Below are 23,113 nucleotides of genomic sequence, written 5' to 3'. Positions count from 1 at the left end.
GTTTATACGCGCGCGGCCTCTAAGCCGTTCTGAACACGCGCGATGAACGAACCATCTATAACAGATAACGATTTTGCGTGACGTTGGGTGAGCCGAACCGGCCCCTTAAATGATGGCGGTGCGCACCCGTGCCGAGACCCATTCGCTCAGAACGACAGTGGCAAGAATCAATAGCAGAATCACCGTGACCTGGCTCCACGCGAGGGTGTTCAGCGAAGCTTGCAACTTAAGGCCAATACCACCTGCCCCGACGAGGCCCAGAATAGTGCTTTCGCGGATGTTGATATCCCAACGGAACACCGTGATACCCCAAAAAGCAGGCATGATTTGTGGCACGATACCGTAGGACAGAACCTGTGCGCCGCTGGCCCCGGTGGCCTCTATCGCTTCGATCTGTTTAGCGTCAGTTTCTTCAATCGCCTCGTAAAGCAGTTTGCCGATAAACCCGATTGAACGCAGCGCGATGGCCACGATTCCGGCAAGCAGGCCCGGGCCGATAATGGCGACAAGAAGGAGCGCCCAGATCAGCGAGTTGATAGAGCGGGAGGCGACAATGATAAACAACGCGGCGGGACGCAAAAACCGAGGTGAGGGCGAAGTGTTGCGCGCCGCCAGAAAGGCCACAGGCACCGCCATGATGACCCCGCCCAGCGTGCCAAGTGTGGCAATATTGATGGTGTCCCAGAGTGGCGCCATCAACTCGGACAGATAGGCCCAGCGTGGCGGCATCATGCGGCTGCCGATGTCTGCTGCCTGCGATGGCGCGTCGGCCACGAAAAACCAGATCGTGTTCTCGGTCATGATGCGCCAGCAGAAAATAAACAGTGCGACAAGGGCAAGCCAGCCACCCCATAACATGAGACGAGCGCGCGGTGTCCGATAGGACCAGACTTGGCTGTAGTGGGTGATCTCGGTCATTGCAGGAACTTCCGCAGGTAGCTGGAGCTGTATTCGGTAACCATTACGATGCCGATGATAATCAGCAGGATCGCGCCGGCGCTGTCGTATTCGTAACGGTTAATGGCCGTGTTGAGTGTGGCCCCAATTCCGCCCGCGCCGACGATGCCGATCACGGCACTCTCCCGAAAATTGATATCCAGACGATATAGTGCCAAACCGATCAGTCGGGGCATCACCTGCGGCTGAACAGCGTAATTGACCAATTGCCACCAAGATGCGCCGGTGGCGCGCACCGCCTCGGCCTGTGCCTCTTCAATTTCCTCGATATCGTCGGCTAGCAATTTCGCGATAAAGCCGATTGTGGCGAAGGACAGGGTCAGGAACCCCGCAAAGGGGCCGAAACCGAACATCGCCACAAGGAAGATCGCGATGATCACCTCTTGCAGGGCGCGACTGACGGCGATGATGCTGCGGCAGATGTAGTAGATCCAGCGGGGTGCAAGGTTACGCGCCGCGCCTATTCCGATAGGCACAGAGATCGCGACACCGACCACCGTCGAGGTCAGCGTCATGGTCAGGCTTTCAATCAGGCCCTGGCTGATATCTTTCCAGCGGCTGGTGAAATCGGGCTGCAGGAACCCCATGACAAAGCGCTGGCCACGTTCCAGACCGTCGTAAACGCGGCTCCAGTTTACCTCGACTGTGCTGATGGCCAGGACAAGGTAGATCATTATCGCGACCTGAAGCGCAATGCGCCAGCGGCGGTCCTTGACGATCTGTGGCGGGCGGCGCCACGTGGTCGGATAAACGGGAGAGGTCATCGGACGAGCGCTGCCAGACGCTCGCGGGAGTCCGCCTCGGCGGTTGCCTGATCCTCGTCACCCTGACGCATGGCGTTCCAGTCTTCTTCACCATAAATCCGCGTCAGTGCATCCTCAGTCAGCAACTCTGGCGCATCGTCGAACACGACGCGCCCCGCGCGCAGCCCCACGATCCGCTGCATGAATTGCTGCGCAAGTGGCACATCATGGATGTTGACGATGGCAGGCAGGTTACGTTCGGCGCAGATTTCGGTCAGCAACCGCATGATCTGGCGGCTGGTCTTTGGATCAAGGCTTGCGGTGGGTTCATCGACCAATAGCAAATCGGGATCTTGCGCCAGCGCCCGCGCGATACCGACACGCTGGCGTTGCCCCCCCGATAGTGCATCGGCGCGCTTGCTCGCATGTTCCATAAGCCCGACGCGGTCCAGAAGCTGGTAGGCACGCTGAATATCTGCCGGGGGGTATTTGCGCAGAAAGCTGCGCCAGAAAGGCACGTATCCCAAACGCCCCGACAGGACGTTTTCCATTACCGTCAGACGTTCGACCAGCGCATATTCCTGAAAGATCATCCCAATCCGGCGGCGCTGGCGGCGCAAGTCGGCCTTGCCAAGCTTGACGAGATCGACATCGCCCAAAATCACCTTGCCGCCAGTCGGTTCGACCAACCGGTTGATGCAACGGATCAGTGTGGATTTGCCCGCACCGGAAGGTCCGATCAGGCCCATGATCTGCCCTTTGGGAACACTCAGTGACACTTCGGTCAGGGCGGTATCACCGGTTTTGTAGGTCTTGGACAGGCTGTCGAGGGTCAGCATGATGTAGCCTTCTTATGCAGGTAAAGACGGGTGGCACAGGGCCACCCGTCTTTAAGAGCTTGTCGCGTCTTGGTCAGTTGCAAGCGTAAACGACGCCATTGGCCTCGTCGATAGTGCGGATCACAGACCAGTCTTCCTGAAAAGTGATCGGAATGAACTGACTTTCACCAGAGTTGGAAAATTCAGCCTGCAACGCCGATCCTTCCCATTCAAAGCTGAAGAAAGCTTCCTGAATTTTGTCCTGCAATTCGGGGGTCAGGTTGTAGGCGGTGCCATAGCCTGTCGTGGGGAACGTCTGTGATGTGTAGACCGTCACGAACTGGTCCTCACTCACAACGTCGCGTTCGATCATGCGGCCCATGACCGAATTGGCAATGGCCGCGGCAGGATAATCCTTGTTGGCGACACCAAGAATTGAATTGTCGTGCGCGCCGGAAAAGACTGGCTCAAAATCAGTGCCGGCAACCATGCCGAATTCAGCGGCCAATATCGCGGACGGGGCTTTGAAGCCCGAATTCGATGTTTCGGAGGTAAAGGCCATCTGGCTGCCCCGGATCGCCTCGACACTGTCGATACCGCTGTCGGGATAGGTGATGATTTCCATTTCGTAGCCGAAAGACCCGTCAGCGGCGGCCATCATGGCAAAGGGACGGAAACCTGCACAGGCCACAGCCAGCGGGTTGGATCCGGTGTTAAATCCGGCAACATGCAGACGACCTGCGCGCATCGCCTCGATCTGGGCTGCGTTGGACTGCACCGGAAAGAACTGCACGTTTTTGCCTGTGACCTCAGCCATATGGTCAAGGAAACCTTGCCATACTTCAGCATAGACCGCCGGATCTTCGACAGGGGTATAGGCGAAAATAATCGTGTCCGGGTCGATCAGCTCTGCGGGATCAGAAGGGATATCAGCGATCAAGTCGCCATCAGCATCTGTAAAACGGCTATCAAGCGCGAATTCAGCATGCGCCGGAACCGCGACAAGAAGGGCGGCAATCGCCGTAAGCGTAGGGAACGTTTTCATCATATTCTCCAATTCGTTATTCAGCTATCGCACTACGTGAGTCGGGTAACAGCTGTGTGACGTCTTGCTGATTGGAAGACTAATGGAGAAATTTTTGTATCAGCCTCAATGTTGTGTCAAGCCAAGCCCACTTTGCAACGTCTGCTTCCCGTTGATCTAGGTCGCCTGACTGATCCCAGCCTTCCGACAAATCTCTGCAACCAGCTTGCCTTGCTCACCCTGCTTGAGAATGAACGCCTTTTGCGCCTCCGTGAACCTTGATGCTTTCATGTAATTCCGCTCCTGTTCCAGTCAGGGAAAGTAAACGGTAAACTCCAGTTTCAAACGATCCGGTTTTCAGGGGGCAGAGCAATGGACGAAGAGGTCACTCAAGCGGTAGCCGAGAACAGAATTGTCGTCGTTGGCATGAAACAAAATCCGTTCGTCAAAAAGGCGCGTAAAACTCCTGCAACAGGCAGGGGTCGAATCCTGCTTTTCCCGTTCTAGGATCAATCTGCGTTCTCGTGGCAGCTGTGATTGTGACTATTTGATGTGAAATGGAGCTTGGTTCACTCCCATTTTGCTCCGGGCTTGACAACTGTCTGATCGGACGACTGCTTCCCGCCCCTGTTCGCCCGAAACCATCCGTTCGGCAATCGGCCCAAGTTCTTCCGATCGGAAGGTTGCCTTAGGACGACCGGTTGCAGGGCCCGCAGAGATTCGTGCCGATGGACGACAATGGGTAGGAAGCTGACACTCACTCTTTGAAGAATCTAACGTGTGCAGGGCAAGTTATTAGCCGGAGCTGGGCAATGGCGATGGGATAGAGGTCCGGTTGCTTTTCGAAGGAAAACTCCACAAGCCGTTCAAGGTTTAGGGATTCTGCTCCTACATCTGTCAAGTAAAGGGCCACCTGTGTGTCGCCAAAAGTGATTTGCCGTACCTGGTTTAGGCAGGAAGCAGATTGATCAGTGCGCTCCAGATGCAGACTGTATTCCGAATTGTTGGTAGAATCTAGAACGAGATGAAGAACGTCGAGCGGGTCATCGTCAGAGGTGAACCCGATGGAAAGTGCCAGATAGTCGCCGTTCTCAATAAACAGCTCATCAACCTCAAACCTTGCAACCATGGCAGTTCTCTCGATGCTGCTCCACCATCTGCTTTGTGTACTCTTGAAACTCAGGCCAAAACTTAATCCTTATCCGACATTCCCCATGTCGTCTTCCGTCTAGCGTGAAAATGGTCTGATTTTTCCAGTTGAACAAGCATTTTTCGCGCCGAGCGGCTTGTGCGGTCGCGCAAACGACTGGAACTGGGCGGATTGGGCCGCGGGTCTGCAGCGTCCTTGCCTTGCGGCGACGTTTTTCAGCGCGGCGGACAAACCTATCGCGCCACGTTCAGTTTGGATCCGGATCGCGGTCATCGGCCCGATGCTGCGCGATAGACCAACGCGATCAATGCGCAGAAAGTGAAACATTCCGGTCTCTATGGCGGTTGCTCGGCAGGCTCTGTGCCGCTTGTCCCACAAATGGCTCTTAAGTCATTTGTGGGATCGACTACGCTGTGTTGCTCATCGTGCTTCAAAGTAATCCAGCGGCAGCTTCAGGTAGCTGCGCCCGTTGCTTTCCGCCTGTGGCGCGCGCCCGCCGCGGATGTTCACCTGCAAGGCGGCCAGCATCAACTTGGGCAGTGGCAGGGTCGCGTCGCGGGCATCGCGGCGGGCCTGAAACGCCGCCTTGTCGGGGGCGTCGGCCAGATGGATGTTGCGCGCGCGATGCGCGGCGACCGTCGCCATGCAGGCCGCTTCACGGTTCGGTGCGTAGTCATGGCCGACATAAAGCCGTGTGTCATCCGGCAGTGCCATTATCTGCGCGATACTGTCGTAAAGTGCCGCCGACGACCCACCTGGAAAATCCGCACGGCTGGTGCCGCTGTCAGGCATCATCAGCGTATCATGCACGAAGGCCGCATCGCCCACAACATAAGTGACCGAAGCCATCGTGTGACCGGGCGAGAACATCACCTTCACTTCCAGACTGCCGATTTTGAAACTGTCGCCATCCGCGAACAGGCGATCCCATTGGCTCCCGTCGGTCGCAAAATCATCGCCGAGATTGTAGATATCCTTCCAGAGCGCCTGCACCTTAACGACATGTTCGCCCATTCCGGTCTTGGCACCCAGTTGCTGTTTCAACCAGACACCTGCAGAAAAGTGGTCGGCATGCGGGTGGGTATCAAGCACCCATTCCACGTCAATGCCCGTGTTGTGCACATAATCCAGCAGCTTTTGCGCATCACGCGTGGCGGTCGCACCTGACAGCGGATCGAAATTCCAGACCGGATCGACGATGGCCCCTTTCATCGTGGCGGGATCGTGGAAAACATATTGCCAGCTTCCGGTCGGTGCGTCCCAGAAGGCTGCGACTTTTGGTGACTGTGTCATGACTTGTCCTTTCATCTGACGCACCCGACAAGGCCGGGTGCGTTGTCTTATCTTGGCGTTAAAGAGTCTTGGTGCTGAAATACCAATCGACGGTATCCAGCCCTTCGGTCATCCGCGCATCAGCGGCTTGTGTGGTCTGCGGGGTCGGCACGATCACCGGCTGGCCCGGCACCCAGTTTTCGGGTGTGGCAACCTTGTGGTCGGCCGAGGTTTGAAGCGCGACGATCAGCCGGTAGAATTCGTCGATCGAGCGGCCGTTGGTCATCGGGTAATAGACCATCGCGCGCAGATTGCCTTCGGGGTCGATCACAAAAGTCGCGCGCACGGCTTGGGTATCAGAGGCACCGGGCTGGATCATACCATAGGCTTGCGCCACCTTCATATCCAGATCGGCGATGATCGGGAAATCGATCTTGACGCCAAAGCTCTGCTCAATCGACCGGACCCAGGCGATATGCGCGTAATGGCTGTCGATTGACAGGCCCAGCAGTTCGGTGTTGAGCGCCGCAAAATCATCGGCGCGGCGGGCGAAAGCCATGAATTCGGTGGTGCAGACGGGTGTGAAATCTGCCGGATGCGAAAACAGGATCAGCCATTTGCCTTTGTAGTCGGCCAGCGATTTCACGCCATGCGTGGTTAGCGCCGCGAAATCGGGGGCGGGTTCGTTCATCCGTGGCAGGCCGGCGGGGGTATGTGCGGTATCAAGCATGTTATCCTCTTGGGGTTCTGTTTGCGATGCAGCAGAGATAGCGGCCCGCTATCCATTGAGGAAATTGATTGTTTAGCTTATTGTGATAGGAAATATCTATTACGAGGCATTTATGACTACCCTACGCCAGCTACGCTTTCTTGTTGCCCTGTCCGATACGCTGAACTTCTCACGCGCGGCAGAGATATGCCACGTCACCCAGCCCACCCTGTCGAGCGGGATCAAGGAACTGGAGGATCATCTGGGCGTACCCTTGGCCGAGAGGTCCAAACAGGCAGTAATGATGACACCCTTGGGGATCGAAATCGTGCGCCGCGCCCGTGCTGTGCTGAACGATGTGGCAGATATTGCAGCACTGGCGCAGGAACATGCGGGACAGGTGCGCGGCGATCTGCGGCTGGGCGCGATCCCGACGATCGGGCCGTTTCTTGTGCCCCGCGCCTTGCCGCTGCTGCGCCAGCGCTGGCCGGACCAGCATATCTTTTTGCGCGAGGAACTGACCGAAACATTGGTTGATGGCCTGATGGCGGGGCGGCTCGATCTGATCCTGATCGCGCTGCCGCATCCGACAGGTGCCATCGCGACCGAGACGTTGTTCGAGGACGGATATCAGTTGGCGACGCCCATGGGCCATATTCTGGCCGAAGATCCGGCTGTCACAGGGGCCAAACTGGTCAATGCCAAATTGCTGTTGTTGGAAAAAGGCCATTGCCTGCAGCGGCACGCCTTGCAAGCCTATCGCGATATGGGCGCGCCGGCGAGCGACGCCTTTGCCGCGACCAGCCTGCCCACGCTGATGTCGATGGTCGAAGAAGGTTTGGGCATCACGCTTTTGCCGCAACTAGCCGTCGATGCAGGGATCGCGCGCGGGCATGATTTGGCCCTGACGCCCTTGCCCGGTGCCTGCCCACGCCGCGTTGTACTGGCGTGGCGGGAGACATCGCCACATGCAGCGAGGTTCCGCGAGATTGCGGCGATTTTCCGGCAGGCGCGCGAGACGATGCATTCATCAGCGGCCTGATCAACCCGCAGGCGGGGCGGCTTTGCGCAAGACGAAATATGGGTTCTGAGGATAATCGCCAAAGACTTTTTCTGCGACCACCTCAAAACCGGCAAGGTGCAAGGCGTCAAGAACGTCGCTGTGCCGCAACTTTCTGATCGCGGGAAGCAGGCCAAAGACGGCCAGTATGCTGAAAATTGCCCTGATCCGCCACGTCACATCTGCAAAACACCATATCTTCATAATCAGATGCGCGCCTTGCGGCAAATGCGCGTGGATCTGCGCCAGTGTCGCGGGCATGTCATCGACAAGATGCAGCACATTGATGGCGCAGACCACGTCACAGGGACCGCTTGCCAGCGCCTGCCCCACATCGGCCACAACAAAGCGCAAGTTGTCCCCTGCCGGTTTGGCCCGTGCAATGCCGATCATCGCGGGCGAAAAGTCACACGCAGTCCAATGCGCCACGAGCGGCGCAAGGCGGATAGCCGTGCCGCCTGTGCCGCAACCCAATTCCAGAACACGATCATCAGGATGCAGATGCCCTGCAATATCGCTGAGCATCGCCTCATAGGCGGCGACGTTTTTCAGCGGACGCGCTGCATAGCGCGCGGCGATACGGTCCCAAAATCGCCGTTGCTGCGTTGAATTATTCATTCTCATCGCGTGACACAGTTTCGACCTGCGTCGCTGCGGCAACGGCAGGCAGGCCCAGTCGCGCCAAAAGGTCGTCCCGGTTGATGGCAATATCCGCTACCGTCAAATCATCCAACACCGCCATGAAAGCGGCTGTTGCCTGATGCAGTGCGACAGACAGCTTGCAGATGCCGCGCAGCTTGCACGTGTTGCGTTTCGGATTGAAACATTCGACCACGTCCAGCGGGCCTTCGGTCAGGCGCACGACGTCGCCTACGATGATCTTGTCGCCTGCACGGGCAAGCCGCAGGCCCCCCTTTGGCCCCCGAACGGTTTCGATATAGCCCGCCTGCGCAAGCTGGTGGACCACCTTCGTCAGATGCGCTCGGTTGATGCGGTGTGCCTGCGCCACCTCGTCGATACGCACCAGATGCGGGCTGCGGATCGCGGCCATCTGCAAGGTGCGCAAGGCGTAATTGGTGTAGTTCGTCAGTTTCACTTCAGTCTCCGCAAAGGGGTGTGACATTGCGTCACCTAATCCGAACTTGCATCATTTCAAAAGCAGGTATAAACATTCATTGAAAATATATCAATATGAGGTCAGCCCATGTTCGGCTTTGACGCGATAGAACTGGCACGGATCCAGTTCGCCTTTACGGTGTCGTTCCACATCATCTTTCCGGCCTTTTCCATCGGTCTAGCCAGCTATCTGGCGGTGCTGAACGGGCTGCATTTGTGGACCGGCAAGGATATCTATCTGCGCCTGTTCAACTACTGGAAAACCATTTTCGCAGTGGCTTTCGGCATGGGTGTCGTGTCGGGAATCGTGATGTCCTATCAGTTCGGCACCAACTGGTCGGTGTTTTCCGACAAGGCCGGTCCGGTGATCGGCCCGCTGATGGGCTATGAGGTGTTGTCAGCCTTCTTTCTCGAAGCGGGCTTTCTGGGCGTGATGCTGTTCGGCCGTGAAAAGGTCGGTGCCAAGGGCCACTTCTTTGCTACCTTGATGGTCGCCATCGGCACCTTGGGGTCCGCGTTCTGGATCCTGTCCGTCAACAGCTGGATGCAGACGCCACAAGGACATGGCATCAACGATGTCGGCCAGTTCATCCCGCTGGACTGGTGGGCGATCGTGTTCAACCCATCCTTCCCGTACCGGCTGGTGCATATGGTGCTGGCGGCCTACCTGACAACGGCTCTGGTGGTGGGGGCAGTGGGTGGCCTGCACTTGCTACGCGACCGCATGGATCAGGGTGCGCGGGTGATGTTTTCGATGGCGATGGGAATGCTGATTGTCGTTGCACCATTGCAGATCGTGGCCGGTGACTTTCACGGTCTGAACACGCTGGAATACCAGCCTGCCAAGATCGCCGCGATGGAAGGTCATTACGACAGCCACCCCGAGGGCGGCGCGCCGCTGATCCTGTTCGGTATCCCCAATAGCGACACCGAAACCGTCGATTACGCGGTGCAGATCCCCTATCTGTCGTCGCTGATCCTGACACATGACCTGACATCGCCTCTTCCGGGGCTCAAGGATTTCCCTGTCGACGAACGCCCCCCCGTCGGGATTGTGTTCTGGTCGTTCCGCATCATGGTGGCGCTTGGTTTTGCCATGCTCGGGCTGGGGGTCTGGGCGCTGGTGGCGCGGCTGCGTGGGACGATGTATGACCGCAAATGGCTGCACCGTGCTGCGATGTCGATGGGCCCGACCGGCTTTGTCGCAGTGCTTGCCGGCTGGATCACGACCGAGGTCGGCCGCCAGCCATGGACCGTCTATGGCCTGCTGTCCACAAACGACAGCGTCGCCCCCGTCGAGGCGGCGGCGGTCGCATCATCACTGGTCGCTTTCATCGTGGTCTATTTCATGCTGTTCGGCGCTGGCACCTACTACATCCTGCGCCTGATGAACAAACGGCTCGAAGACCGCATCCCGCTCAAATCCATCGGCCCGATCCGCACGGCGGGGATCACAGCCGCACCCGTGGCCGACGATAAATTCATCCCGGCGGAGTAACAGCCATGATATTCGATCTTGCATTCATCTGGGCCGGGCTCATCGCCTTTGCGGTACTGGCCTATGTCATTCTTGACGGCTTCGACCTTGGGGTCGGAATCCTGTTCCCCTTCATGCGCGGCGAAGCGGAAAAAGACCTTGCCATGAACACCGTCGCCCCTGTCTGGGACGGCAACGAAACATGGCTGGTACTGGGCGGCGGCGGGTTGTTCGCAGTCTTTCCGCTGGCCTATGCGGTTGTGATGCCGGCGCTTTATGTGCCGATCATCGTGATGCTGCTGGCGCTGGTGTTCCGGGGTGTCGCTTTTGAGTTCCGCTGGCGGACCAAACGGGGCAAATTCCTTTGGGATATCTCCTTTACCTTCGGAAGCGTCATGGCCGCCTTCGCGCAAGGCATCGCCCTTGGGGCGCTGGTGCAGGGAATCGCGGTCGAGGGCCGCGCCTATGCAGGAGGCAACTGGGACTGGCTGACGCCATTCTCGGTCCTGACCGGTATCGCGCTGGTGGCCGCTTACGCACTGATGGGTGCAACCTGGTTGGTGATGAAGACCGACGGTCCGGTGCGTGAAGCAGCCCGGCGGATGGCGGTCTGGACAGGTGGCATGACCATCGGGCTTGTGGGACTGGTAAGCCTGATCACGCCTTTCCTCAATCCGCTATACCTTGAACGCTGGTTCGGCTTTCCGAATGTCCTGTTCACCGTCCTTGTGCCAGCCGCCATCCTTGTTGCCGTTCTGGTGTTCGTCAAAGGTCTGCGCGACGACCGTGATGCATGGCCTTTTCTTGCGACGGTCGCCTTGTTCGTGCTGTCCTTCATCGGGCTGGGTATCAGTTTTTACCCCTATATGGTGCCGCCGTCGCTGACGATCTGGGATGTCGCCGCCCCGGACGAAAGCCTGTGGTTCCTGCTTGCTGGCGCACTGGTGCTGGTGCCCATGATCCTTGTTTATACCGCTTATGCCTATTGGGTGTTTCGCGGAAAAGTCGACCCCGCAGGAGGCTATCACTGATGCCCCCTGCACTACGAAAGTCGCTTTGGTTCGCCGGGTTATGGCTTGGCGGGGTCGCCACACTGACCGTCGTCGCGCTGATCATTCGTGCGATCATCTTTTAACAACCTACCCAACCCAAGGAAAACACCATGAAAAAGATACTGACAGCCTGCGCGCTGACCCTTGCTACCGCCCTGCCCGCCACCGCACAGGAAGGCCGCCATCTGGTCACCATCGTGACGGCAGCGGAACCGCAGACACAATTGATGGCCATGGTGCTGACGCTGAACGCGGTCCAGCAAGGTGCGACGGCACAGATCCTGCTGTGCGGGCCTGCCGGTGACATTGCGCTGCAAGATGCGCCTGAAACCGCCACTGCTGGCCAGCCGCCGCGCGATGCCAGCCCGCAAGGTCTGATGCGGATGATGATGGCCGAGCATGATGTGACCGCCGAAGTCTGCGCCATCTACCTGCCCGCCAAAGGGGCTGATGCATCCGTCCTGCTGGAGGGTGTCACCCCCGCAGCACCCGATGCCGCCGCCCGCGCGATCCTTGCGGACAACAGCGTCGTAATGTCGTTCTAAGTCAGCACCGCCCCGCATGCATGTCATGCGGGGCACGTTGCGCGGCAAGTTGGAATGACGAGAAACATGTCCTTACTAGCTGCGTGCGTCTCGGGTCGCAGCGATCATGTCGTGCCTAATACATTCAAAAAATAACCCGTTTGGCAAGCACACACAATTTCCGGTGCAAAGAGTCTGCAAAACCTCGACACACTGTGCTCTCAACTTGACCTAAGCACGGCTTCAGTTGAACAGTGGTCTGGGTCCGGATGCGCAGGACCTCGCACTACGGCGCGTCGTTTTCGTGCTCCAAACGCACAATATAGCTGTTTGGTTGGGACGGCGTTTAGCTGCTGCGCAAGGATGTATAATTCGCCTCCCATCAACTACTTTGCCGTGAATTCTCGTCAGCGCATTGCTGCATGCGCCAATAAGGTGCCCGAAAAAGGGCGAACTTATCGTGGCTGCGCGTCACTTTTACCATGGATTTAAAGCGCGGTTACCATGGCAAAATTTCGGAAGAACCGTCTAAGTATCTGCTTTTTAATGTAAATATGGTGGGTGATGAGAGGCTCGAACTCCCGACATCTTCCGTGTAAAGGAAGCGCTCTACCAACTGAGCTAATCACCCGATGCGGCATCATTTAGACGAGTGTTTCGGGTAGTGCAAGCCTATTCCAAGAGGAATTGTTCGCCATCTTTGAGGTGGTAAACACAGCCCTGCCCGCCATGGCTATTGCGCTGCGCATGGGCCTTTTCGCCCACGACCAGACCACGGATCATGCTGCTGGTGATCCCGTGCGTCACAAGCACCGCCGGTCCGCGCAAATCTGCCAGAAAATCAAGGCATCGCAGCTTGAGCCGCGCAAATCCTTCGCCGTTTGGCGCGATCTCATATTGTGCCAAGAAGGGGTCTTTGCCCTTCGGCGTGGGCAGTTCATGGCGCAGGCGGCCCGACCAGTCCCCCACCCCAATTTCGCGCAAACGATCATCGGTGCGGATATGATCCGCCATCCCTGCCAATGCGATTCCAGCGGTTTGGAACGCCCGGCCCTGCGGGCTCGTGAGAAACAAAAAACCGGTCAAATCGCGCGCCGCAAGGATTTCACCCTGCCTTGCAGCATTACGCAGACCTTTGTCCGTCAACGGCGAATTCAACTCCCCCTGCATCCGGTTTTCGGCATTCCAGGTCGTTTCGCCGTGGCGCAGGATATAGAGTTCAGGAAAGCTCATTGTCGGCAAAGCGGCGCCTCGATCACGCGTCGTCAGGATCAGACTTGGCAGCAACAGAGGCATCCTTCGGCGTCCGCAATTTCAGCGTCACAATCGCGGCACCACCATCGAGAGGTTTTGTCTTGACCACACGCATCTTGCCCAAAGGTGGCAAGTTCACGACCGCCCCATCGCGAAGCGCTTCGCCAAGCACCGCCAAGGCCGCTTCGACAGCGGGCTTCACATCCCGCTTTTTGAGGTTGGTACGCGCCACCACTGCATCAAGCAGTTCCGGCTTTTTGAGCATTGCATCCTCGGTCTTCGCAGTTTCCGGCGCTTCTTTCGGCTCACGTGCCATGAAAATTCGTCCCTCTTATGTGTTGTGAGCATTACGTCCGTTGCGGCCAGCAACGTCAAGCGGATAGCACATGTAAAAGGCGCCCCCGCAAGCAAGGGCGCCTCATTCCTTCATCAATCAGTCCGCAGTTAGTGCGCGCGCACAGCTTCACCGCCACCTTGTGCCTTAAGCGCGGCGGCGGCGGCCTCTTCGGCGGCCTCGTCCCACTCGATCGGCTCGGGCTTGCGGACCAGCGCATGTTCCAGCACCTCGGACACGTGGGTGACGGGGATAATCGTCAGCCCCTCTTTCACGTTGTCCGGGATTTCCGGCAGGTCCTTGGCGTTGTCCTGCGGGATCAGCACGGTTGTGATCCCCCCACGCAGCGCCGCCAGCAGTTTCTCTTTCAAGCCACCGATCGGCATGGCGTTACCGCGCAGCGACACCTCGCCCGTCATGGCGATATCCTTGCGCACGGGGATCCCGGTCAGGACCGACACAATTGATGTCACCATCGCAAGACCCGCGCTTGGCCCGTCTTTTGGTGTCGCCCCGTCCGGCACGTGGACGTGAATATCGATGGTATCGAATTTCGGCGGCTTCACCCCGATTTCGGGCGCGATAGACCGCACATAAGACGACGCCGCATCAATTGATTCCTTCATCACATCGCCCAGCTTACCGGTGGTCTTCATCCGGCCTTTGCCCGGCAGGCGCAGGGCTTCGATATTGAGAAGCTCGCCACCCACAGAGGTCCATGCCAGACCAGTCACAACACCAACCTGATCACTTTCCTCTGCCAGTCCAAAACGGTGCTTTTCGACACCAAGGAAGTCAGACAGGTTTGCCGCAGTGACTTCAATCACTTCGGCCTCTTTCTTGACGATCTTGGTCACGGCTTTGCGCGCCACTTTGGCCAATTCGCGTTCCATGTTCCGCACACCGGCCTCACGGGTATAGACCCGCACCATGGCCAGCAAAGCGTCATCGGATACCGAGAATTCCTTGGCCTTCAGACCGTGGTTTTTCATGACCTTGGGCAGCAGGTGCTGCTTGGCGATTTCCACCTTTTCATCCTCGGTGTAACCCGAGAGCGAAATGATCTCCATACGGTCCAAGAGTGGCCCCGGCATGTTGTAGGAGTTCGCCGTCGTCAGGAACATCACGTTCGAGAGGTCATATTCGACCTCCAGATAGTGATCCACGAAGGTGCTGTTCTGTTCAGGGTCCAACACCTCAAGCATTGCAGATGCAGGGTCACCACGGAAGTCCTGCCCCATCTTGTCGATCTCGTCGAGCAGGATGAGCGGGTTCGTGGTTTTCGCCTTTTTCAGCGCCTGAATGATCTTGCCGGGCATCGAACCGATATAGGTCCGGCGGTGACCGCGGATTTCACTTTCGTCACGCACACCACCAAGACTGATGCGGATAAACTCGCGCCCTGTGGCCTTGGCGACAGATTTACCCAAGCTGGTTTTACCCACGCCCGGAGGGCCGACCAGACACATGATCGGGCCTTTGAGCTTGGCAGAGCGTTGTTGCACCGCAAGGTATTCGACAATGCGCTCCTTGACCTTCTCCAGACCGTAGTGATCCGCATCAAGGATCGCCTGCGCTTTGTGCAGGTCCTTTTTCGTGCGGGATTTGGTGCCCCATGGCACGCCCAGGATCCAGTCCAGATAGTTGCGCACAACAGTAGCTTCGGCACTCATCGGCGACATGTTCTTGAGCTTCTTCAGCTCGGCATCCACCTTTTCGCGGGCCTCTTTAGACAGCTTGGTCTCTGCGATCTTCGCCTCAAGCTCGTCCACCTCGTTCTGGCCGTCCTCGCCATCGCCAAGCTCTTTCTGAATGGCCTTCATTTGCTCATTCAGATAATACTCGCGCTGGGTCCGCTCCATCTGGGATTTCACGCGGGTCTTGATCTTTTTCTCGACCTGCAGCACGGACATTTCGCCCTGCATCATGCCAAAGACCTTTTCCAGCCGCTCGGACACGGAAAGCGTCTCCAAAAGCCCCTGCTTTTGTTCGACTTCAATACCCAGATGACCGGCAACAAGGTCCGCCAGCTTTGCAGGCTCGGTTGCATCGCCGACAGCGGCCATGGCCTCTTCGGGGATGTTTTTCTTCACCTTGGCGTAGCGCTCGAACTCGGCCGAGACATTGCGCACCAGCGCCTCAATCTCGGCAGGGTCGCCATCGGTTTCAGTCAGGTATTCACATGACGCCTCAAAGAAGCTGTCGTTGGCAACAAAACCTGTGATCTGGACGCGTGCACGGCCTTCAACCAGCACCTTCACGGTACCGTCTGGCAGCTTCAGCAGCTGCAGCACATTGGCCAGAACGCCTGTCTTGTAGATGCCGTCCTCTTTGGGGTCGTCCTCACCGGGATCGACCTGACTGGACAGCAAAATCTGCTTGTCGTCCTGCATGACCTCTTCAAGGGCGCGGACAGATTTGTCGCGGCCCACGAAAAGCGGCACGATCATATGTGGAAACACCACAATGTCGCGCAACGGCAGGACGGGATAGGATGAACTCAACGGTTCTTGCATGCTCTTTTCCTTTTCTCGGCAAGACGCGCCGGTCCCGCTTGAGCGGCAACATGGAGCATCTCCTCTTGGATTCAATATGTGGGATGACCTGCCGGAGGTTTCAACTCATCCGCTATCTCTTGCTGGCAACTTGCCCGTCACAGGCCGGAGTCGCAAGGCACGATTGCGGAAAATATCCCATAAAGGACAGCCTCAGCACCCAACTTTCCATGTCCAATCAAACTTTCGCCGAAGGCAGTCCTACCGCTGCTTGGCTTCCGGCCTTAGTTGACGGGTGCGACATCGCCCAAAGCGCGGGTGGCATGAAACTCCGCCTCCCAAGCTGCAAAGCGGCCTGCCGCAATGGCATCGCGCATTCCCTGCATGATCTCCTGGAAATAATGCAGATTATGCCACGTGAGCAGCATACCGGATATCATTTCCTGCGCACGGAACACATGGTGCAGGTACGCACGCGAGTAATGCGAACAAGCCGGACATGTGCAGTGTTCATCCAGTGGCCGTGGATCATCGGCATGGCGCGCGTTCTTGATGTTGATCACACCGCGACGGGTGAACAACTGGCCGGTGCGGCCGGACCTGCTGGGAAGCACACAGTCCATCATATCAATGCCGCGTTTGACAGCACCCACGATATCGTCTGGCTTGCCCACGCCCATCAGATAGCGGGGTTTATCGTCGGGCAGTTGATCGGGCGCGAAATCAAGAACGCCGAACATGGCCTCCTGCCCTTCACCCACGGCTAGCCCGCCCACAGCATAGCCGTCAAACTCGACCGCCTTGAGCGCTTCGGCACTCTGCGCGCGCAGGTCTTCTTCCAGCCCGCCCTGCTGAATCCCGAAAAGCGCATGGCCCGGCCTGTCACCGAAGGCATCCCGCGACCGCTGTGCCCACCGCATGGAAAGTTCCATGCTTTCCGCAATACGTTTGCGGTCAGCCGGAAGGGCCGGACATTCGTCAAAGCACATCACAATATCGGACCCGAGCAGTTTTTGAATTTCCATCGATCGCTCGGGCGTCAATTCATGCTTGGACCCGTCGATATGGCTTTTGAATGTCACACCTCTCTCGGTCAGCTTGCGCAACTCGGCAAGGCTCATCACCTGAAAGCCACCGCTGTCGGTCAGGATCGGTTTGTCCCAGTTCATGAATTTGTGCAGACCGCCAAGGCGGTCAATCCGCTCCGCCGTGGGGCGCAGCATCAGGTGGTAGGTATTGCCGAGCAAAATATCGGCACCGGTCGCAGCCACACTTTCCGGCATCATCGCCTTGACGGTGGCAGCAGTGCCGACAGGCATGAATGCGGGCGTGCGAATATCTCCGCGCGGGGTCGAGATTACGCCGGTGCGGGCTTTGCCATCAGTGGCGTTCAGGGCGAATGAAAAGCGTTGGGTCATAAGCCCCTCTTCCCTGATCTCGCTGAATTTGCCAAGGGGCTTTGGTTTTTGGCAGGCATCCTTGGGGATAGTCACCCCGCATACACAGAACTGACGCGTCTGGCTTAGCTACGCGATGCCAAGGAAAACGATGGGCAGAGCAAATCTGCGCACCCTCACGCGACAGCTGGTGGCAATGTGGCGAAATTGCGGCGAAAAATGTGCCAAAAATCGTCAAAAATGACATTATTACAATGAGTTACTATCCTTAAGGTCAGGTATACTTGATCAATATAAATTGCTATATCTTGATTATTGATTATTAAAATTGGCCTCTCGAAAAGAACGCAGCGCCTTGTGATGAGTAAATGGCTTTCAGTTATTCCTGAATTTTACTGATCACGCTGCATCATGTGGCTCACGCGTCAATCGCGTGGTCGCCACACCCTGCCGCAGCGAATAAACTGAATGTGTATTTGTTGCGGATTGGGCGCCTTGGCAGTTGTCATCGCGTCTGTCGATCCCAGCAGAGAATGTGCCATTCCTTGGTACGTCCGGACAGCTGGGCCGTAAGTATACGAGTGAAAGTCTGTCTGATGAAAATGTTCCCACATACGTTTGCACCGGTTCCGGCCGTTCAAGAGCCTGTGCAAGATAAAAAAACACAAACCATACGCCCGCAGCACTGCGTCAGCGGCGATGTACCGGTCAACCTTGATATCGAAAGACTGGTCTCGGTCATGCTCTCCGCCAGCGCGTGCCCGAAGGATGCGCAGCAATGCCGGCGGGAACTGATTGAGAAACTGCCTGCAGAGACGATTGACTGGGACACCGTGAACTGGGTCGCTTTGTGGCCCTTTGCGACACGGCGTCATTGAGCCTGTCGGCCCCCGGGCTTCACACCCCCTTTACGCCCCCGCGCCTAATCCCTATATGTTTGCTCAGGAATTGCGGGAACCAAGACCATGACAGATAGCAACGCTCAGCTTGAAGGTGCGCCGATGATTGCGCCATCAACGACCGATCACCCCCTTTACGAGGATGTCGTCAAGGCCTGCCAATCTGTCTACGACCCTGAAATTCCGGTTAACATCTATGACCTGGGTTTGATCTACACGATTGATATCTCGGAAGATAACGCCGTTAACATCATCATGACCCTGACCGCCCCGGGCTGTCCTGTGGCTGGTGAAATGCCCGGATGGGTCGCTGATGCGGTGGAACCCCTGCCGGGCGTGAAACAGGTTGATGTCGAAATGACGTTCGAGCCGCAATGGGGTATGGACATGATGTCAGACGAAGCGCGTCTCGAACTGGGCTTTATGTAACCTGCCGCCTGCCCGATCACTTTCTTCGGCATCATCCCGCCCGCATCTTGAGTGCGCGGTCCATCTCACCTACATTGAATGCAAAGGAGCACTTCATGTTCGGCATTCCAGGCAAACAAGCGGTTACCATCACCGACAAGGCCGCGGCACAAATCGCCAAGCTGATGGCAAAAGACGGTCATCAGGGCCTGCGCATCGGCGTCAAGAAAGGCGGCTGTGCGGGCATGGAATACACCATGGACTATGTGACCGAGGTTGATCCGCTGGATGAGGTTGTCGAACAGGATGGCGCACGTGTCATGATCGCGCCAATGGCGCAGATGTTCCTTTTCGGCACGGAGATTGATTACGAAGTGTCGCTTCTGGAGGCGGGCTTCAAATTCCGCAATCCCAACGTCGTTGACGCCTGCGGATGCGGCGAGTCGATCAAGTTTGACGAGAACCTTTCCGCCACCTGATGGCGCAAGCGCAAGCGGATATCGCTGTCGCGTACTCTGCCTAACGGGCCAAAGCTGCGGCCACCCAAGCCTTCATGCGCGACGGCACCACACAATTTCACCGCCTATCCAATTCCGAAGCCGCCCTTGACGCCAGCCAAGAGGCCTGCAAGTTAGCAAGACGCACTCTTGCTTCACTGGAATAAGGACGCCGCCATGCCCCGTAAGATCGCCGCAGGCAATTGGAAGATGAACGGGATGCAAAGCACATTGGCGGAATTACAAAAGCTTGAAGACAAACATGGCGATGCGGATATCGCAATCCTGATCTGCCCCCCCTTCACCCTGATCAGAGCCTGCGAAGATACGCCGTTCGATATCGGCGGTCAGGATTGCCATACTGCACAGGCGGGCGCACATACCGGCGACATCAGTGCCGAAATGCTGGCAGATGCCGGGGCCAGCTATGTTCTGCTCGGTCACTCCGAACGCCGCACTGACCACGGTGAAACCGACGCGCTGGTCGCGGCAAAATGCCAAGCGGCCTATGATGCGGGCCTGATTGCGGTGATCTGCATCGGCGAGACACTTGATGAACGTGAAAACGGCACAACGCTTGATGTGATTGATCGGCAGCTTGCACACTCAGTACCCGCAACGGCGGACGCGCTGAATACGGTTATCGCCTATGAGCCTGTCTGGGCGATCGGCACGGGAAAAGTCCCCACTACAGATCAAATTGCGCAAGTCCACGCCCATGTGCGCAAGCGCCTGCAGGACCGGTTTGCGGACGGGGCAGAGATGTCACTGCTCTATGGCGGCTCTGTCAAAGGCAGCAACTCCGCGGAGATTTTTGCTGTGCCAAATGTGAACGGTGCCCTTGTCGGCGGTGCCAGCCTGACCGCTGATGCCTTTTCGCCCATTATCGCGGCGCTTGAAGACTCTTAAGACGCATCAAGGGCGATTATTTTGCGCAGTGTGCCGACGGCGGTTTTCATGTCTTTCATCACCGCATCTGCGCCCACCACATCATTGATATCAGTGTGATGATCAAGAATATTGCCTGCCACAATCACATGCGCCAGCGGTTGCGAGATACGCAAGGCCAGCACCAGACGCGTTAACGCCTCAAGCATACCGTCTGAATTGGCAACCAGCACAATCGCTTTGTAGTTGCGCCTTTCCGATTGCTCGATCAAGGTGTCGTGATCCAGCGCCACCATCATATCCACATCCCAGCCCTCGCGGCGGAACACATCTGTAGCAATCTCGATCCCGATCGTGTGGGTTTCACCCGGCACCAGCGCGAACATTGCAGGCCAGTCATCTCTGTCGCTCAGAATACCGGGCGCAATCACGTGACGCAGGCCACGGATGATCCGGTAAAGCTTGCCGCAGGCCAGCGTGACATCAATGAACGAAATGTCGTCGTTGTCCCACATCTCGCCCAGGCGGCGGGCGGCACCTGCAACATAGCCCAGATAGATCGCCTCAAGCGCAACGCCATCACGGCGCGCCGATAGAATAAAGTTGTCGGCTGCATCGTCAGTCTTGGACAGCAGCGCCCCGCACAGCTGTTCAATGTCTGACAAGGTCGGCATATCTTCTTTTTTCAACGCATGTGGCATTCTAAAAGCAAGACGCCTTACAACTTCGCGCGCAAGGGCCGACACGGCCTCTTCCGGCAGTTTCTCTCCGACCAACCTGAAGTGCCGGTCGGCCCTGCGATACTCTGAGCGATCAAACGCGTAGTCGTCCATCGGCGCGTTAGCCATGAACGTCCCTCCCTTGTTGGCTACGGAATTCACAATGTCATCTGTTCCCGACGACTATTTGTATCCAACTGTACACAGGCTAACATAGGAAAACTGGTCGCATACCGCGTCAGAACGTCGCGGCGCAGGTGCAGCATTTCGAGCAAGAGTTGCGCAGTCGCTTGCATTCTGTAGAGCGGTCGGACAAATGTTCGCCCATGCAAAAGTTTCAAAAATCCCCCACCGATCCGGCCTTTGTCCAAGACCCATATCCGTTCTATGCGCAGGCCCGTGCTGCGGGCGATTTCATCTGGTGGGACGACTTTGAAATGGCCTGTGCTGTGTCGCATAAAATGGTGCATGCAGTGCTACGGGATAAACGGATGGGGCGTGAATGTCCGCCTGAACTTGCGCCTGAAATCCCCGCACATCTAAAACCGTTTTACGACGTTGAGGACCATTCGATGCTGGCGATCGAACCGCCACGCCATACGCGTTTGCGATCACTTGTCCTGCGTGCGTTTACAAGCAGGACAGTCGCCGCGCTCGGCCCTGACATCCGCCAACTTTGCCACCAGATGATTGACGCGTTTCCAGATCAGCCCTTTGATTTGCTGACTTATTATGCCCAACCCGTTCCGGTGGTCATTATCGCGCGCCTTCTCGGTGTTCCCGAAGAACGCGCCGATGATTTGCTACGCTGGTCCAATGCCATGGTGGCAATGTATCAGGCCCGCCGCACCCCCGAGATCGAGGCAGCCGCTGTGGCCGCCACCAATGATTTTGTCGCCTTTATGCGCGGCTACATTCAGGTCCGCCGCAAGACTCCTGCCGATGATCTGATCTCGACCCTCATTGCCGCCGAAGAAGACGGCGCACGTCTGAGCGAGGATGAGATGATCAGCACATGCATCCTGCTTTTGAATGCAGGGCACGAGGCGACAGTGCATACTTTGGGCAATGGCACCAAGACGCTGCTGGAACAGGGAATGCGCGATATCACCGAAACCTTGGTCGAAGAAGTGATCCGGTACGATCCCCCCCTGCATCTATTCACGCGTTGGGTTTATGAAGATGTAACCTTGGGCGGCCAGTCCTTCAAGCGCGGCGACCAGATCGCCTGTCTGCTGGGCTCTGCAAACCGCGATTCGCAGGTCTATACGAATGCCGACTCGTTTGATCCGACCCGCAAAGGCCCACAGAACACCAGTTTCGGGGGTGGCATCCACTTTTGCGTCGGTGCGCCACTGGCACGGCTGGAGTTACAAATCGCCCTTGAGGTCCTGTTTGAACGCTGCCCCGATCTGCGCCTGACCGAAGCTGCGGTCTACGGTGACGTGTACCACTTTCACGGGCTGGAACGGCTGATGGTCTCCACCAGCCGTTAAGGTCAGAACCGTGTCAGCGCGCTCGGTGTGATCCGGTAGATCTCTGCCGCAAGGTCATTGTCCGCCATAAACCGCGCGATGGACCCGAAGGTTGCTGTACCGACCTGCGCGCCATGATCGACCGTCGTCAGCGCCTGTGACGCAGCGGGGGCCAAAAGGCGTTGCAATCCGTTAATTGGCACGGGCTGTGGTGCAAAATAGGCGGCGATATTGGCTTTGATCTGGGCGCGATCATCCGTGTCGTAAAGGGCTGCCATCACCACATCCAACGTATGCTCGGTACAGTTCTGAAACTGTGCCGTGCGCGGATTGGCCAGCACCGAATAGTTGCTGTTGTGCAGGGCGGCATAGGTCGGGCTGTCAATCACGGCCAGCAGTTTGCGCTGCAGGCGCGGATCAGGGATGATCACGCCGGCATCAAGACTATGCGCACCAGCAAAGAAATCGGCAGGTGTGTCCTGGACAAGATCACTTTGGGTCAGATCACCGTCGCGCTGGTAAAGGTTATAAACACGGTACCCCTGCCCTGTTGAGCCGTCAGCGCGGGTGATCTGCGCGAAAACCCAAAAGGCCACATGGGTATAGTTGATGCCCTCGGGCAGAACGGACGGATCACGCCCGACCCGCGAGACGATAGCGACATTCGCACCACGCGACGCAAGATCGCGCTGCACACGGTTGGTGAAACTGGCGACCTCATCGGCAGGAAGTACAGGGTTACCCGCTGCACTGCTGCCAGCGAAGGACGGCGTGGTGAAGGCCGTCATCGCCGCCACCAAAAGGGCAAAAAACCGTTTCATTATGGCCACCCCTTAGTCCAACCG

Annotated in this window: 25 protein-coding genes, 1 tRNA gene and 1 pseudogene; 10 read left to right on the top strand and 17 right to left on the bottom strand. The window is 57.3% G+C overall.

Annotation, left to right across the window (positions count from 1 at the left end):
* Window positions 1-105: 105 nt before the first annotated feature.
* The 8 genes and pseudogenes from phnE (VGP75_RS15955) to VGP75_RS15920 form a co-directional block, all read right to left on the bottom strand.
* Window positions 106-918, bottom strand: coding sequence for a phosphonate ABC transporter, permease protein PhnE (gene phnE, locus VGP75_RS15955; protein ID WP_414727817.1), 813 nt, complete (start codon window positions 916-918; stop codon window positions 106-108).
* Complete coding sequence (gene phnE, locus VGP75_RS15950) at window positions 915-1,721, bottom strand: phosphonate ABC transporter, permease protein PhnE (protein WP_327544601.1); 807 nt, start codon at window positions 1,719-1,721, stop codon at window positions 915-917. Before phnE (VGP75_RS15950) ends, phnE (VGP75_RS15955) begins: the two co-directional genes overlap by 4 nt.
* The gene (gene phnC / locus VGP75_RS15945; protein WP_327544600.1) at window positions 1,718-2,539 is read right to left on the bottom strand and encodes a phosphonate ABC transporter ATP-binding protein; all 822 of its coding nucleotides are present in this window, start codon (window positions 2,537-2,539) and stop codon (window positions 1,718-1,720) included. Before phnC ends, phnE (VGP75_RS15950) begins: the two co-directional genes overlap by 4 nt.
* 73 nt (window positions 2,540-2,612) lie before the next feature.
* Window positions 2,613-3,563 carry a phosphate/phosphite/phosphonate ABC transporter substrate-binding protein gene (phnD, locus tag VGP75_RS15940; protein WP_327544599.1) on the bottom strand — a complete coding sequence of 317 codons (951 nt, stop codon included), beginning with the start codon at window positions 3,561-3,563 and terminating at the stop codon, window positions 2,613-2,615.
* A 159-nt stretch (window positions 3,564-3,722) separates the two neighbouring features.
* Window positions 3,723-3,833: pseudogene (locus tag VGP75_RS15935) on the bottom strand (transposase); the annotation flags it as partial.
* Between the two features lie 466 nt (window positions 3,834-4,299).
* Window positions 4,300-4,671 carry a hypothetical protein gene (locus VGP75_RS15930; protein ID WP_327544598.1) on the bottom strand — a complete coding sequence of 124 codons (372 nt, stop codon included), beginning with the start codon at window positions 4,669-4,671 and terminating at the stop codon, window positions 4,300-4,302.
* A gap of 441 nt (window positions 4,672-5,112) precedes the next feature.
* Window positions 5,113-5,985, bottom strand: coding sequence for an MBL fold metallo-hydrolase (locus VGP75_RS15925; protein WP_327544597.1), 873 nt, complete (start codon window positions 5,983-5,985; stop codon window positions 5,113-5,115).
* Window positions 5,986-6,043: 58 nt separating this feature from the next.
* The gene (locus VGP75_RS15920; protein WP_327544596.1) at window positions 6,044-6,694 is read right to left on the bottom strand and encodes a peroxiredoxin; all 651 of its coding nucleotides are present in this window, start codon (window positions 6,692-6,694) and stop codon (window positions 6,044-6,046) included.
* Window positions 6,695-6,806: 112 nt separating this feature from the next.
* Between VGP75_RS15920 and VGP75_RS15915 the strand changes: the two genes are divergently transcribed.
* Complete coding sequence (locus tag VGP75_RS15915) at window positions 6,807-7,715, top strand: hydrogen peroxide-inducible genes activator (protein ID WP_327544595.1); 909 nt, start codon at window positions 6,807-6,809, stop codon at window positions 7,713-7,715.
* Here the strand turns inward: VGP75_RS15915 and VGP75_RS15910 are convergent, their stop codons facing one another.
* Entirely contained in the window at window positions 7,716-8,351 is a 636-nt protein-coding gene (locus VGP75_RS15910; RefSeq protein ID WP_327544594.1) for a class I SAM-dependent methyltransferase, read from the bottom strand.
* Window positions 8,344-8,856 (bottom strand): RrF2 family transcriptional regulator, encoded by a 513-nt coding sequence (locus VGP75_RS15905; RefSeq protein WP_327544593.1) that lies wholly within the window; start codon window positions 8,854-8,856, stop codon window positions 8,344-8,346. The genes VGP75_RS15910 and VGP75_RS15905 overlap by 8 nt, the downstream gene beginning before the upstream one ends.
* A gap of 81 nt (window positions 8,857-8,937) precedes the next feature.
* Between VGP75_RS15905 and VGP75_RS15900 the strand changes: the two genes are divergently transcribed.
* Genes VGP75_RS15900 through VGP75_RS15885 form a run of 4 tightly spaced genes read left to right on the top strand, consistent with a single transcriptional unit; the run spans window position 8,938 to window position 11,923 of the window.
* Window positions 8,938-10,347, top strand: a complete 1,410-nt coding sequence (locus VGP75_RS15900) for a cytochrome ubiquinol oxidase subunit I (RefSeq protein ID WP_327544592.1) — start codon at window positions 8,938-8,940, stop codon at window positions 10,345-10,347.
* Window positions 10,348-10,352: 5 nt separating this feature from the next.
* On the top strand, window positions 10,353-11,357 hold the full coding sequence (cydB, locus tag VGP75_RS15895; RefSeq protein ID WP_327544591.1) for a cytochrome d ubiquinol oxidase subunit II: 1,005 nt from the start codon (window positions 10,353-10,355) through the stop codon (window positions 11,355-11,357).
* Complete coding sequence (locus tag VGP75_RS15890; RefSeq protein WP_327544590.1) at window positions 11,357-11,461, top strand: DUF2474 domain-containing protein; 105 nt, start codon at window positions 11,357-11,359, stop codon at window positions 11,459-11,461. The genes cydB and VGP75_RS15890 overlap by 1 nt, the downstream gene beginning before the upstream one ends.
* A 27-nt stretch (window positions 11,462-11,488) precedes the next feature.
* Window positions 11,489-11,923: a hypothetical protein gene (locus VGP75_RS15885; RefSeq protein WP_327544589.1), complete on the top strand. Its 435-nt coding sequence runs from the start codon at window positions 11,489-11,491 to the stop codon at window positions 11,921-11,923.
* A gap of 534 nt (window positions 11,924-12,457) precedes the next feature.
* Here the strand turns inward: VGP75_RS15885 and VGP75_RS15880 are convergent.
* The 5 genes from VGP75_RS15880 to tgt all read right to left on the bottom strand — a co-directional run bounded on the left by VGP75_RS15880 (window position 12,458) and on the right by tgt (window position 17,403).
* Window positions 12,458-12,533 (bottom strand) — tRNA-Val (locus tag VGP75_RS15880).
* A 41-nt stretch (window positions 12,534-12,574) separates the two neighbouring features.
* Window positions 12,575-13,135: a histidine phosphatase family protein gene (locus VGP75_RS15875; RefSeq protein ID WP_327544609.1), complete on the bottom strand. Its 561-nt coding sequence runs from the start codon at window positions 13,133-13,135 to the stop codon at window positions 12,575-12,577.
* A gap of 22 nt (window positions 13,136-13,157) precedes the next feature.
* Entirely contained in the window at window positions 13,158-13,472 is a 315-nt protein-coding gene (locus VGP75_RS15870) for an HU family DNA-binding protein (RefSeq protein WP_327544588.1), read from the bottom strand.
* Between the two features lie 128 nt (window positions 13,473-13,600).
* Complete coding sequence (gene lon / locus VGP75_RS15865; protein WP_327544587.1) at window positions 13,601-16,006, bottom strand: endopeptidase La; 2,406 nt, start codon at window positions 16,004-16,006, stop codon at window positions 13,601-13,603.
* A gap of 263 nt (window positions 16,007-16,269) precedes the next feature.
* Window positions 16,270-17,403 (bottom strand): tRNA guanosine(34) transglycosylase Tgt, encoded by a 1,134-nt coding sequence (gene tgt, locus VGP75_RS15860; protein WP_327544586.1) that lies wholly within the window; start codon window positions 17,401-17,403, stop codon window positions 16,270-16,272.
* A 575-nt stretch (window positions 17,404-17,978) separates the two neighbouring features.
* On the opposite strand from tgt, the gene VGP75_RS15855 reads away from it, so the two are divergent.
* From VGP75_RS15855 to tpiA, 4 genes are all read left to right on the top strand, one after another.
* Window positions 17,979-18,260, top strand: coding sequence for a hypothetical protein (locus VGP75_RS15855; protein ID WP_327544585.1), 282 nt, complete (start codon window positions 17,979-17,981; stop codon window positions 18,258-18,260).
* An 87-nt stretch (window positions 18,261-18,347) separates the two neighbouring features.
* The gene (locus tag VGP75_RS15850; RefSeq protein WP_110279099.1) at window positions 18,348-18,710 is read left to right on the top strand and encodes an SUF system Fe-S cluster assembly protein; all 363 of its coding nucleotides are present in this window, start codon (window positions 18,348-18,350) and stop codon (window positions 18,708-18,710) included.
* 95 nt (window positions 18,711-18,805) lie between these two features.
* Complete coding sequence (locus VGP75_RS15845; RefSeq protein WP_327544584.1) at window positions 18,806-19,168, top strand: HesB/IscA family protein; 363 nt, start codon at window positions 18,806-18,808, stop codon at window positions 19,166-19,168.
* Window positions 19,169-19,363: 195 nt separating this feature from the next.
* The gene (tpiA, locus tag VGP75_RS15840; protein WP_327544583.1) at window positions 19,364-20,095 is read left to right on the top strand and encodes a triose-phosphate isomerase; all 732 of its coding nucleotides are present in this window, start codon (window positions 19,364-19,366) and stop codon (window positions 20,093-20,095) included.
* On the opposite strand, the gene VGP75_RS15835 is transcribed toward tpiA, so the two are convergent.
* Entirely contained in the window at window positions 20,092-20,922 is an 831-nt protein-coding gene (locus VGP75_RS15835) for a cobalamin B12-binding domain-containing protein (protein WP_327544582.1), read from the bottom strand. The genes tpiA and VGP75_RS15835 overlap by 4 nt on opposite strands.
* Before the next feature lie 197 nt (window positions 20,923-21,119).
* Here VGP75_RS15835 and VGP75_RS15830 point away from each other — a divergent pair, with 197 nt between their 5' ends.
* Window positions 21,120-22,289, top strand: coding sequence for a cytochrome P450 (locus VGP75_RS15830; RefSeq protein WP_327544581.1), 1,170 nt, complete (start codon window positions 21,120-21,122; stop codon window positions 22,287-22,289).
* A 2-nt stretch (window positions 22,290-22,291) separates the two neighbouring features.
* On the opposite strand, the gene VGP75_RS15825 is transcribed toward VGP75_RS15830, so the two are convergent.
* Window positions 22,292-23,089, bottom strand: a complete 798-nt coding sequence (locus tag VGP75_RS15825) for a DUF2145 domain-containing protein (protein ID WP_327544580.1) — start codon at window positions 23,087-23,089, stop codon at window positions 22,292-22,294.
* Between the last annotated feature and the right edge of the window lie 24 nt (window positions 23,090-23,113).

The organism is Yoonia sp. (genome assembly GCF_036007805.1).
In the GTDB taxonomy this organism is placed as follows: domain Bacteria; phylum Pseudomonadota; class Alphaproteobacteria; order Rhodobacterales; family Rhodobacteraceae; genus Yoonia.
The sequence above is the reverse complement of the archived record's forward strand: the minus strand, read 5'-3'. Positions and strand labels throughout refer to the sequence as shown.